Genomic DNA, 12,430 nt, shown 5'->3' with positions numbered 1-12,430 from the left:
TCCGGGCCCGCTTCACGCCAACGGGTGCGGTTCACCGGTAAGTGCCGCGAGTGCGGCGGCGACTTCGTGGACTGTCGCTCGGACGTAGGTGGCCGTGGTGCCGGCGTCGCCACCGCTGCCCGGGTGTCCGGCGTATGCACGGGCGATGGCGTAGCCGAAATTCCGCTCCACCCACGTCAGGGTTGTGTGCCGCAACCAGTGCGTACTGATCTGCTGGGCGTGCACCCATGGCAGGCGCTCACCGATGCGCACCCACAGGTGGTCATATCGCCGGTAGGTGATGGGTTGCCCGCTGCGATACCGGAACAGTGGCCCTGCCCCGCTCGCGTGCCGCTGCTCCGCATGCCGCTGCAGGTACCGCATGAGCGTCGGCGACACCGGCTGCCACCGCACCGTCTCGCCCTTCTCCCGCAACATGACCAGACACTGATCCGGGTCCAGATCCACCGGCCTCAACGCCAACGCCCCACCCCGACGGCACGCCGTCTCGATGTGCAACCGCAGCAGCAGACTGTCCAACGCTGGATCATCGCCCGTGGACGCCGCCACCTTATTGATCTCCGCCAGACGGCTGTCGGCCAACGCCCGCCGCGTACTCGGCAACCGCCGCGGCTTCGCCACCTTCAACGCGGGATTGTCTGCCTCGGTTATGAGGCCGTCAGCGACCGCCCGCCGGTATAGACAGCGCAACGCCGCGATCAGGTGCTCCGCCGCACTGCGTCCACCCCGCGCGTTGCGCCGAGCCACCACATGCGCCTTGACATCCTCCGCCAACCGCTCGATCTCCGACGGCGTCGGCTCATCGATACGCCGCTGACCCCACTGCTCGACCACACGCTTCCAGTACGAACCGTACGCCCGCCGCGTGCGGGCCGTGACCGCAACCGCCACCACCGGCACGTACTCCGCGAACGTCGGCGCCGCCGGACGATCCGACGCCGCCCCCACCAGATCCGCCGGCGAGATCCCCACCCGCGCCAGCAACAACCCCGCGCGGCATCCAACTCCGCCCTGCCCGCCATCGCCGGGCTCACGCCTCATCACCACCCAACACCGCACGCTGAGCCTGAGCGACCATGTCGTCCAAGGCCATCGGCGGATACACCACGAGCAAGTCCGCGACAGGATCGGCGGTCAACAGGGTCCGATCCCCAGCGTTGAGCCCACACCAGTGCCGCACCGGAGCCGGCAGCAACAGGTGTCCCTGACCGGTGAGAGCGAAGACTCCACCAGGATCCCGACGCACGACAATGACGCCGGCTCTCTCGCGGATCTCCAGTCGGGCACCCGGCTCCCACGCCAGGGCACGGACGATGCCTTGATCACGGATTCGGCCGCTGGCATCGACCGCCGCTAGCGGTACACCTTTGCCTCGGTCCGCTGCTGCGCGACCGCTGGCATCGGTAACGGAGCCCGTCGCAGGGGTGCGTGGGAGTCACGAGGGTTGCTTCGCCCACGGTCCGGCAGAAGAACCGGGGGAACGACAGAAGTCAGAGAGGGCTCAACCACAGCGACCACCGCCGTCGACCGACACAGGGTCAGCGAGGTTGGTCGCGAAGATCAGATTCACGTGGTCAAGGAGCCTTGACCACCAGTAGGTAAGAGACGGCATGGATGCCGCAAATTTGTGTCCGAGGGGGGACTTGAACCCCCACGCCCTATACGGGCACTAGCACCTCAAGCTAGCGCGTCTGCCATTCCGCCACCCGGACCTGCTCGTCCAGCCTACCGTGTCGGCCGAGGTGATCTTTCACCCGTCGGCCGCCCTGGTGGGCCGCACGGGGAGTTACTGTACACGCCCCGGGTGGATCATGCACATCGGCTTCCGTGGGGTGGAGCAACCCAGGTCGAAAGGCTTCTCGCCGCGCGCGAACCGTGACAAAGCGGCGAGCCTGGGTAGCGTCCGGCGGGCCTCACGCGGCAGCATGGCCACGTGTCCCATCCCTCTCCCCTGGCCGCCGTGCAGCACCGGGCCCTCGCCCTGCGCGCCGCGGGCGATCTCAGTTCCGCCCGCCGACTGCTCACCGACGCCGTCGGCTCCGCCCGACCGCCGTACGGCAAGGATCACCCGGATGTGCTGAGCACCGCGCACCTGCTGGCCCGCCTGCACCGGGAGGCGGACGACCCGGGTGCCGCCCGCCGGGTGCTGGAGGAGGCGTTCGCCGACGGCGAGCGGCTCTGGCCGCCGTCCGATCCGCTGATGCTGGCGATCTCCTTCGAACTGGCGGCGGTGGCCGACGAGTTGGGCAACCGCCACGAGGCGCGCCGCAACTACACCCGCGTCGCCACTCTCGGGCCCGCCGTGCTCGGCGTCGACCACCCGGCGGTACGCACGGCACGGCAGTATCTCGGCGACGCCGCTCCCGCCCCTCAGCCTGCCCCACCGCTCGCGCGGCCCGCCACGTCGGCGCTTTCCGAGCCGACGATGTCGCTGGCGGTGCTCTCCACCGCCTGGCGACCGCACGAGCCGGCCTCGGTCGGCCCGCCGCAGCCGCCGTCCGCGCAGCCGGTCCCGCCGCACGTCGCCAGTGGCCCGCCTGCCGCGCCGGCACACCCGCACAACCCATCTGTCCCGCCGCCACCCGTTCCGGGCGTACGCGGCGTGGGGCGGGCCACCCCCGTTACTCCCGCGCCACACCCTGCGGCGTCTCCGTACGTGCCCCGGCAGGTCGACTACGCGCCGCAGGTGCCGCCCGGACCACCGCAGCCGTACCCGGGCCCGCCGCAGGCCGCCCAGGTTCCGCCCCCGCCTGTGGTGCCCGCCCCGCCCCAGCAGGGCTGGGCCCCGCCGGTGCCACCGCCGCACGTACCAGCCCCACCGCAGGTACCCCATGCTCCCGGTCGGGGGCAGGCCACCCCGTACGCCGCTCCGCCGCAGCGGATTCCGCCACCACCGACGATCCCGCCGCCGCCAGTCGTGCCCGCGCCACCGGGGCCGGCCCGTGCCGCCGTACCGCCGCCTCCGGCCATGCCGACCTCGGCGGCTGCCCCGGCGCAGCCGCACACCCCGGTGGCGCCCATACCGCCGCCCCCGATCGTGCCGCCGGCGTCCACCGCCGCCCCGGCGCAGTTGCCCGTACCGCCGCCTCCGGTCGTTCCCGCGCAACGCCCCGCACCGGCGCCGCCACAGTCCCCCTGGGCGCCTCCCCCCGGTCCGGCCCAGCCGGGCCCGTCCACCCCGGCGCCGCAGCCCCCGCCCCGCCCCGCCCCGCCGGCGGCGGCCGGGGTGGCCTCGGTCGTTCCGTCCCCCAGGACAGCTCCGCCGCCCGCCATGCCGGTACCGGAGGCCCCGCCGTCGTCGCCGACGACCGCGGCACCGCCCGCTCCGCCCACCCCACGCCACTCGGCGGCCGCAGCCGAAGCGCCGGCCGCCACCGGTACGACGACCACGGCCCCACCGCCGTCGGTGAGCGCCCCGCCCGCGGGACCGGCCGCAACCCCCTCGTCGCCGGCTAGCACGCCGCCCGCAACTCCGTCGGCGGCGGCGAGCAAGCCGCCCGCCACCCCACCGTCGTCGGTGGGTACGCCGCCCTTCGAGCCAGCGGCGACTGCCGTCGAGCCCGCGCGGCCCGCCAGGCCCTCCGTCGAGGCACCGGTCGTTCCCGCGTCGGAGGCGGCACGTCCGGAGGCAGCACGTCCGGAGGCGGCACGTCCGGAGGCGGCACGTCCGGAGGCGGAGGTGCCCGAGCGCCCGGCCGGTCCGGCGCCCGGGTGGGCCAAGCCGACCATCCAGGTCAAGCAGATCGAGCCGCTGCTCGCCGAGGAGATCGCTCGCGCCGCCGGTGCTTCCGCCAGGATGGATGCGCCGGTCAGCCCCGCGCGGTCGTCCGAGGTGCCACCAGCCGACGCGCCGCCGCCGGCGACACCCGCCGCGACGGTCAGCGCACCACCGGCACACCCGACGAGCAGCCCACCCGTCAGCGCACCCCCAGCGCCACCCGTCAGCGCGCCCCCGGCACACGCGACGAGCAGCCCACCGGTCAGCGCACCGCCCGCGCCGCCCGTCAGCGCGCCGCCCGTCCACCCGACGAGCAGCCCACCGGTCAGCGCACCGCCCGCGCCGCCTGTCAGCGCACCGCCCGTCCAGCCGACGAGCAGTCCACCCTTCAGCGCGCCGCCGCGCGGCGTCAGTTCGCCGCCGCTGCCCCCGATCCCGCCACCGCCGTCGGTGATGCCGCCGCCGGTCAGCGCGCCGCCTGCTCCGGTGCCGCAGTTCAGCGCGCCACCGCAGCCGGTGAGCGCGCCGCCCGGGGGCCCGTCGGTCAGCGCACCGCCGTGGAGCATGTCCGCGCCGCCGTGGAGCAGCACGGCCCCGCCGCAGGCGCTGACGGGCCCGGCGACCGAAACCGGCGTCGACGCCGACCACACGGACGTCGAGGAGGAACTGGAACGGGCGGAGTCCGAGCGGGAACGGGGGGAGGTGGAGCCGGTCGAGCCGGAGCGGGAGAAGGTCGACGACCTGCCGCCGGCGTACCTCGACATCGACGAGACGTTCCCGATGAAGGCGCAGCCGGTGCGCGCCGGCACGCCTGCCGGCCGCCCTGCCTCCCCGCCCGCGCCCCTCGTCCCGCCGCCACCGGCGTACCCGATGATGGCGGAGCCCGAGGAGGGCGGCCGGAACCGGACGGCGGTCATCGTCGCGGTGGTCGTCGCGGTCCTGGCCGTCGCGGCGGTCGTCGGCGTGGGCGTGCTGCTGCTCAACCGGGAGGCGGCACCGCCGGCGGGGCCCGCCTCGCCGGGTGCCGCCCCCGGATCTTCGGCGACCGCCGCCGGTCCCCCGCCGGGCGGGCTGACGTTGAAGGACCAGTCGGCGACGGTCACCCTCAACTGGACGGACCCGGCGGGCGGCGGAGTGCCGTTCATGGTCGCCGGCGGGCGGGTCGGGCAGGCGCTGGGCGTGATGGCCACCGTGGACCCGGGCCAGACCAGCTACACGGTCAACGGCCTGAACTCGCGGGTCGACTACTGCTTCACCGTGCTGGCGGTCTACTCGACCAACTCGTTCGCCACGTCCGGGCAGGTCTGCACGCAACGGGAGAACGACACGCCGTCGAGCTGACCGTCCACTACGGCGTGGCGCACACGCTGGGTGTCGACAGGGGGACGGTGCGGGTTTCCCCGCCTCCGACCGGGCCATATGATGGCAGCCGGCTCAGGGGAGGGTCGCCGGACATGGCGCGCCACCTGCCAGGGACGACACGGGAGGCAGCCGGTAGTGGCCACCATCGACGATGCCGGAACCGCCGGCTCCCCGCGTCCCCGGCCCCGCCGGATGCGCGGCGGGCTCGTCACCATCGCGACGGTGGCCGCGCTGCTCGCCGCCATGGGGCTCACCGTGCACGGTCTCGGCGCGGCGGACAACGCGGTGGCGAGCCACGACGCGAGTTCCTGGTTGTGGAGTGCGGCGCGCAGCGAGCTGGCCCGCGTCAACGGGATCACCGCGCGGGTCGACACCCGCGTCGGGGTCCCGGGCGCCCGGCGGCACCCGGTGCAGGTCGCCCAGACCGACCGGCTGCTGGTCCTGCGGGACCTGAACACCGGCCAGGTCAGCTCGCTGGACCTGGCCACCCTCCAGATCACCGCCACCACCCCGACGACCCCGGGGCTGGGCGTCAGCGTCGCCCTGCACGAGGACGCGGCGTTCGTCGTCGATGCCGTGCAGGGCGTCGTCCGGCAGCTCGACCCACGGTCGCTGACCCCCGTCGGCGAGCCGGTGCGCTACCCGCCGGGCATCACCGGTGGGTCCTTCGACGGCGAGGGACGACTGTGGATCGCGGTGCCGAGCGAGGGCACCGTCTCGGCGGTCACGGCCGCGCCGCTGCCCTCCGCGCCCGCGTCGGCGGCCCCCGCCGGGGCCGGCCTCAGCCCGAAGAAGGTCGAGACGTACGACGTCGCGGCGGCGAGCCACGAGCTGGTCGTCTCCACCCTGGACGACGGCGTCGCGGTGCTGGACCGTACCGCCGGGGCGCTGGTCACCGTGCAGCGCGGAAAGGTCCGCACCACGCCGCTGACGATGACCGCGCCGGGCGCCCTGCCGGCGCGTACCAGTGGGCCGGACGTGCCCGTGACGGTCCCCGGCGAGCGGCGGGTGCACGTGGTCGACGACGGCGGCGCGGTGCGGGCGTTCACCGTGCCGGGCACGGGCGACAAGCTCAGCCCGGCCGTGGCGTGGGCCGGCCGCTACTACTGCGCCGACGAGGCGTCCGGCACGGTCTACGCGTTCGACTCCGGCGGGCAGCTCGTCGGCACCATCCGGGGTCGGGGCACCGGGCCGCTGGAGCTGGAGGTGCGGGAGAACCACCTGTTCATCAACGCCCCCGACTCGGCCACCGCGCAGGTGGTGGACGACCGGCACCAGGTCCGCGAGGTCGACAAGTACGCCAACGACGTGCTCGGCGGCGACCCGCCACCGGCGCCCCCGCCGCCGCCTCCGCCGAAGAAGCCCGAGGTCGGCAAGCCGGGCGCGCCGCGCGGCGTCACCGCCGCCGCCGGCAACGCGCAGGCGCGGGTGAGCTGGCGGCCGGCCCCGGCCAACGGCGCGGAGATCGTCCGGTACGTGGTGCAGGGCGCGGGCCAGCGCGTGCAGGTGGGCGCCAACCAGCGGGCCGTGGAGATCAAGGGCCTGACCAACGGCGAGACGTACCGGTTCTCGGTGCACGCGGTCAACGCGAAGGGCGACGGTCCCGCGCGTACCAGCAATCCGGTGACGCCGACGGCCGCGGTGCCGGACCCGCCGGCCGCCGTCACCGCGCAGGAGCGTCCGGACGGCACGGTGCTGGTGAAGTGGCCGGCCGCGAACGGGCAGGGCAACAGGATCGCCAAGTACGTGGTGACGGCCACCTCGGCGGGCACCAACGCCCCCGCCGGCGAGTCCCGCCGGACCGAGCTGGTGGTGCCGGCGGGCGAGCTGGAGTACGGCACGCAGTACGCGTTCACGGTGGTGGCGGTCAACGACCGGGGCGCCGGCTCGGCGGCCTCGCCGGTGAGCAACACCGTCGTGCCGTACGCGGCCCCGGAGCGCCCGGCCGAGCTGCGGGCGAGCACGGTGGCCGACCGGCCGGGCGCCGTCGCGGTGCAGTGGTCCCCGGCGACGGCGAACGGCCGCCCGGTGACGAAGTACCTCGTGGACGTGGGCGGGCGCGGCAGCGAGGTCACCGACACCCGGGCCACCGTGGACGGGCTGGGCAACGGCCAGAACGTCACCGTGAAGGTGCGGGCGGTCAACGAGGCCGGACCCGGCCCGGAGGCCACCACCACGGCCCGTACGGTGGCCGAGCCCCGGATCACCGTCACCGGCTCCTCGGCCACCGCCACCTCGGCGACGGTGACGTTCACCGTGGACGCCGGCGGCGGCAAGGCCACCTGTTCGCTGGGCACCGGCGGCGAGCCGGCGAAGACCGGCAACTGCTCCAGCATCACGATGACGGGCCTGACCCCGGGCACGAAGTACACGTTCACCGTGACGGCGAGCAACGCCGCCGGCAAGGGCACCGCCACCCGCGCCCAGGCCACCGGCGCCCTCTACGGGATCGCGACCTGCCGCAACGGGCCGGACGGCGACCAGCGCACGTACTGCGACAAAGACGTCGACGGCCGCAACGGCAACGAGATCTTCTCGGTGCCCCGGCAGGACAACGACCGGCAGGTCGGCTGGGCGAAGCCCGGCACCCGACTCAAGGCGTACTGCAGGAAGTCGGGTGAGCACGTCGACTCCTGGATCTACAACAACCAGAAGCAGAGCACCTGGTGGGTGCAGGTCGAGTACAGGGGCAGGAACTACATCCCCTGGGCCTGGCTCAACCTGGAGGGCGGCGACGACATCAAGGTCCTGCCCACCTGCTGACCCACCCAGGCAAGGAGCACCACCGCCGTGAACCCCCCAGAACCGCTCACCCAGCCGGAGGTGCAGGGCTTCGCCGCCCTCGCCGCCAAGCTGGCCGAGAACGTCAACGCGGTGGTGCTCGGCAAACCGCAGGTCGTCCGGCTGGCGCTCACGGCGCTCTTCGCCCAGGGGCACGTGCTGCTGGAGGACGTGCCGGGGGTCGGCAAGACCACTCTGGCCCGGGCCATCGCCGCCACCGTGAAGGGGCAGTGGCGGCGCATCCAGTTCACCCCCGACCTGCTGCCCTCCGACGTGTCCGGGGTGACCATCTTCAACCAGGCCACCCGCGGTTTCGAGTTCCACCCGGGGCCGGTGTTCGCCAACATCGTCATCGCCGACGAGATCAACCGGGCGTCGCCGAAGACCCAGTCGGCGCTGCTGGAGGTGATGGAGGAACGCACCGTCACCGTCGATGGGGTCCGGCACCCGGTGCCGCAGCCGTTCCTCGTGGTGGCCACCCAGAACCCGGTGGAGATGGACGGCACCTACCGGCTGCCCGAGGCCCAGCTCGACCGGTTCCTGGTGAAGCTCTCCGTCGGCTACCCCGACGAGTCGGTCGAGGTGGAGGTGCTGCGCGGGGCGACGGTCCGCTCCCCCGAGGCGCTGACGGCGGTCACCGACACGACCACCGTCGGGGAGATGGTCCGGATGGCCCGCCGGGTGCACATCGCCGAGCCGCTCTACGCGTACGCGGTGCGGCTGGCCGCGGCCACCCGCAACCATCAGCAGGTACGTGTCGGGGTCAGTCCCCGGGGCGTGATCGCACTGACCAGGGCGGCGTGCGCGTACGCGCTGATCGACGGGCGCGGCTGGATCATGCCGGAGGACCTGAAAACCCTGGCCGAGCCGGTCTTCGCGCACCGGCTGCTGCTCACCCCCGACGCGCAGGTGCGCGGGGTGACCGCCGCCGAGGTGCTGCGCCAGGCGGTCGCCTCGGTGCCCGTGCCGCTGCCCTCGGGCCGGCCGGCCCCGGTCCAGGGCTGACCGGCGACGCCGGTGTCCGCGCTCACCGCCCGCTGTGTCGGGCTGCTCGTCGCCGCCGTCGTGCTGCTCGGTGTCGGCTTCCGCTTCGCGTACCCGGAGCTGACGGTGCTCGGGGCGGCGGCCGGCATCGCCGTCGGCTACGCCGTGCTGTCGGCGGCCTGGCGGCCCCGCCTGGAGGTGACCCGCAGCGCCGACCCGGACCGGGTGGCGCGGGGCGAGCCGGCGACCATGACCCTGACCGTGCGCAACGCCGGACGGCTGCGGGCGGCCAGCCTGGTGGCCGAGGACCGGTGCGGGGACCGGACGGTCCCGGTCCCGCTGCTGCGGCTGCGGCCGGGCCGTGACACCACGGTCCGCTACGAGGTGCCGACCACGCGGCGGGGGGTGGTGCCGGTGGGGCCGCTGCGGGTGACCCGGCGCGACCCGCTGGGCCTGGTGGCGCTGGCCCGCCCGTACGGCGGCACGGTGCCGGTCTGGGTGCACCCGCGCGTGCACCCGCTGAACGCGGTGCCCACCGGCGCGGGGCGCAGCCTGGACGGCAGGGTGGACAAGGTGCCACACGGGTCGATCACCTTCGACTCGCTGCGCGAGTACGTGGTCGGCGACGAGTTGCGCCGGGTGCACTGGCGCACGAGCGCCCGGGTGGGCGAGCTGATGGTGCGGGAGAACGTGGACACCAGCCTGCCCCGGTTGGTGGTGCTGCTGGACAACCGGGCGGTCGCCCACCCGGAACGCCTCGACGGCGTCGCCGAGTCGTTCGAGTCGGCGTGCGAGGCCGCCGCCTCGGTGCTGGTCGCCGCGTACCGCGAGGCGCTGCCGGTGGTGCTGCTGCTGGTCGCCCCGGAACCGGCCGGCGACGACGTGGGAGCGCACGGGCCGCTGGACCGGCTCGCGGCGGCGGGGCTCGCCGACGCGGGCGACCTCCAGCCCGCCACCGCCCGGCTGCGGCGGGAGCGGCTCGGCGACACGCTGGTCTTCCTCACCGGGCCGGGTGGCCGTGACGACCTGGGTGCGGTGGGCGCGCTGCGGGCCGCGTACCCGTCGGTGGTCGTGGGGTTCTTCGGGGCGACGGAGCCGGCGCCGTCGGGCGCGGCCGGCCTGGTGGTGATCGACGCCGCGGACGGCGCGGCGTTCGCCGCCGAGTGGGACGGGGTGCGCAGGTGGTGACGGTGGCCGGCGGCGCCCCCGAACCAGCCGGTGGCGGTGGGGCGGCCGGGGTGATGCGGGCGCTCGGGCGGGCGCTGCGGGCGGTCCCGGTCCCGGTGCCGCTGGCGCTGATCGCGATGATCGGCCTGGCCGGCGCGGTGCTCGGCCGGGTCTACGCCGGCCCGCTGCTGAGTTGGCTGGTGCTCGGGGCGGCGGTGGGCTCGGTGCTGGTCAGCGTGGCCGCCCGCCGGCTGCCCTCGTGGCTGGTCGCACCGGTCTCGGTGCTCGCGATGCTCGGCTGGACGGCCTGGTCGCTGCGGCTCACCGCGACCCGCGCCGAACTGCCCGGCAGCCTGGCGGAGGTCACCGCGGACGCCGCCGCGAACGGCATCCCCCGGCTGCTGACGGCGATGATCCCCGTGGAGCCGACCCCCGACACGGTGCTGGTGCCGCTGGTGGCCGCGTGGCTGGCCGGTCTCGCCGCGGCGGAGGTGGCGATGCGGGCGGGCCGGGTGCTGCTCGGCTACCTGCCGCCGGTGCTGCTCTACGCCGCCGCGCTCTACGTGGTCGGCCCGAACGCCGATCCCGCGATCGGGCCGACGCTGGCCCTCGTGGCCGTGGCGCTGCTCGGCCTGGCGGTTCCGGCACGCCGTGCGGTCGGCGCCGATCCGGCCGCCGGGCTGGCGCCGGCGGTGCGCGCAGCCGTGCGGGCCCGGCTCGCCGCCGCCTCGGCCGCCGGCCTCGCGGTGGTGGTCGGGCTGGTCGCGCTGCTCGGTCCGCTGCTCGCCGGCCAGGTCGACGGGCGGCCGGTCGATCCCCGCCGGTACGTGGAGCCGCCGCAGGTGGAGACGCTGGACGAGAACCCGCTCATCCGCATCTCCGGCTGGGCGTTGCACCCGGACCAGCAGCTGCTCGACGTCCGCACGCAACGGTCGGGCCCGCCGATCCCCGTGCCGGCGTCCGAGCCGGGGGCGACTCCCGCGCCGGCCGCCACCGCCCGCCCGGTGCCGATCCGGCTGGCGGTGCTCAGCGACTACGACGGGGTGACCTGGCGGGTCGGCGCCACCTACCGCAACGCCGGGCGGATCCTGCCCGTGACGGCGCCGGCCGGCGACAGCACCGTGGAGACGGTACGCCAGGAGGTCACCGTCGCCGGGTTGAGCGGCCGGCTGCTGCCCGCCGTCGCCACCCCGCGCGAGGTCACCGGGGCGCGGGTGGCGTACGACCCGACGACGGGGACGCTCATCCGGCCGGAGGGGCTGCTCCCGGGGCTGCGCTACCGCGTGACGTCGACGCTGGAGACACCGGACGCCAACCTGCTCGCCACGGCGGAGGTGCCGGCCGGTGAGGAGGTGGCCCGGGTGCTGCGGGTCGCCGACGGGGTACCCGATCCGCTGCGCCGCCTCGCCGCCCAGCTCGCCGAGTCCAACGGCGCCCCGTACGCCCGGGCCGCCGCCGTGGAGCAGTTCCTCGCCGAGCACTACCGTCTCGTCGCCGACGCGCCCAGCGGGCACGCGTACCCGAACCTGAACTTCTTCCTCTTCGGACCCCGCAACGCCGGCGGCCAGCGGGGCACCTCCGAGCAGTTCGCGGCGGCGTTCGCCGTACTGGGCCGGCTGGCCGGTCTGCCGACCCGGGTCGTGGTCGGCTTCCGTCCCGCCGCCGACGGTCCGGTCCGCGCCGGCGACGCGTACGCCTGGCCGGAGGTGCTCTTCGAAGGCCTCGGCTGGGTGCCGTTCGACCCGCTGCCCCGCCCCGACGAGGAGCCGCGCCCGGTCGAGGAGGACTTCCGCCCGACGCCGGAGGACCCGCCCCCGTCGGAGGTGCCGGAGCCCACGACCGAGCCGACCGTGCCGCCGGAGCCGGTGGCCGCGCCGGGCCGGCCGGCCGACGCCGGACCGTCGACGGCGCTGCTGGTCGGCGGCGCGACGGGCGGCACCCTGCTGCTGGTCGTGGCCGCCCTGCTCACGCTGCTGCTGATGCGCCGCGTGCTGACCCGCACCCGGTTCGAGCGGGGTGACCCCGGCCAGCGCATCGCCGGCGCCTGGCGGGAGGTCACCGACGCGTTGCGGCTGGCCGGCAGCCCGATCGGCGAGGACCTCTCCGCCTCCGAGATCGCCGCCCATGCCCGTGCCGTCCTCCCCACCGAGGCCGGCGTCGAGGAGTTGGCGGGGCTGTTCAACCAGACGGCGTTCGCCCCGGGTACGGCCAGCGCGGAGCAGGCGGCCCGGGCGGTGGCGACGGCCGGCGAGTACGTCGCCGCGCTGCGCGCCGCCCGCCCCTGGTGGCGCCGGCTCCTCTGGTCGGTACGCCCCGGTCCCCTGCGCTGGCCCCGCTGAGTCCGCGCTCCGTCAACCCGGTCGGACAGTGGGATTTTGCACTCACAGTGCACTTGTCTCGGCCTCGGGGGCTGCTTAG

The 12,430-nt window shown here is 75.2% G+C and carries 7 protein-coding genes, 1 tRNA gene and 1 pseudogene; 6 read left to right on the top strand and 3 right to left on the bottom strand.

Translation table 11 applies throughout. The features are described from left to right. Positions 1-12: 12 nt before the first annotated feature. A complete protein-coding gene (locus ACGFIR_RS24780; protein ID WP_393147733.1) occupies positions 13-1,041 on the bottom strand; it encodes a tyrosine-type recombinase/integrase in 1,029 nt (342 codons plus the stop codon). A gap of 587 nt (positions 1,042-1,628) precedes the next feature. After that, a tRNA-Leu gene (locus ACGFIR_RS24775) sits at positions 1,629-1,712 on the bottom strand. 221 nt (positions 1,713-1,933) lie between these two features. Here ACGFIR_RS24775 and ACGFIR_RS24770 point away from each other — a divergent pair. After that, positions 1,934-2,104, top strand: a pseudogene (locus ACGFIR_RS24770) (hypothetical protein); the annotation flags it as partial. A gap of 569 nt (positions 2,105-2,673) precedes the next feature. On the opposite strand, the gene ACGFIR_RS24765 reads toward ACGFIR_RS24770, so the two are convergent. Beyond that, positions 2,674-4,284: a hypothetical protein gene (locus ACGFIR_RS24765; protein WP_393147745.1), complete on the bottom strand. Its 1,611-nt coding sequence runs from the start codon at positions 4,282-4,284 to the stop codon at positions 2,674-2,676. Here ACGFIR_RS24765 and ACGFIR_RS24760 point away from each other — a divergent pair. The 5 genes from ACGFIR_RS24760 (at position 4,283) to ACGFIR_RS24740 (ending at position 12,351) form a co-directional block, all read left to right on the top strand. Further along, a complete protein-coding gene (locus ACGFIR_RS24760) occupies positions 4,283-5,059 on the top strand; it encodes a fibronectin type III domain-containing protein (protein ID WP_393147731.1) in 777 nt (258 codons plus the stop codon). The two genes, ACGFIR_RS24765 and ACGFIR_RS24760, sit on opposite strands and share 2 nt — an antisense overlap. Positions 5,060-5,215: 156 nt before the next feature. Continuing rightward, entirely contained in the window at positions 5,216-7,843 is a 2,628-nt protein-coding gene (locus ACGFIR_RS24755; protein ID WP_393147403.1) for a fibronectin type III domain-containing protein, read from the top strand. A 27-nt stretch (positions 7,844-7,870) separates the two neighbouring features. Continuing rightward, entirely contained in the window at positions 7,871-8,866 is a 996-nt protein-coding gene (locus tag ACGFIR_RS24750; protein WP_393002773.1) for an AAA family ATPase, read from the top strand. Between the two features lie 12 nt (positions 8,867-8,878). Further along, positions 8,879-10,033, top strand: a complete 1,155-nt coding sequence (locus tag ACGFIR_RS24745) for a DUF58 domain-containing protein (RefSeq protein WP_393147401.1) — start codon at positions 8,879-8,881, stop codon at positions 10,031-10,033. Positions 10,034-10,149: 116 nt separating this feature from the next. After that, positions 10,150-12,351, top strand: a complete 2,202-nt coding sequence (locus ACGFIR_RS24740; RefSeq protein ID WP_393147729.1) for a transglutaminaseTgpA domain-containing protein — start codon at positions 10,150-10,152, stop codon at positions 12,349-12,351. Positions 12,352-12,430: the final 79 nt, after the last annotated feature.

Origin of the sequence: Micromonospora sp. NPDC049051 (genome assembly GCF_043197575.1) — a bacterium.
Classification (GTDB): domain Bacteria; phylum Actinomycetota; class Actinomycetes; order Mycobacteriales; family Micromonosporaceae; genus Micromonospora.
This window is presented reverse-complemented; position numbering and strand designations above follow the sequence as displayed.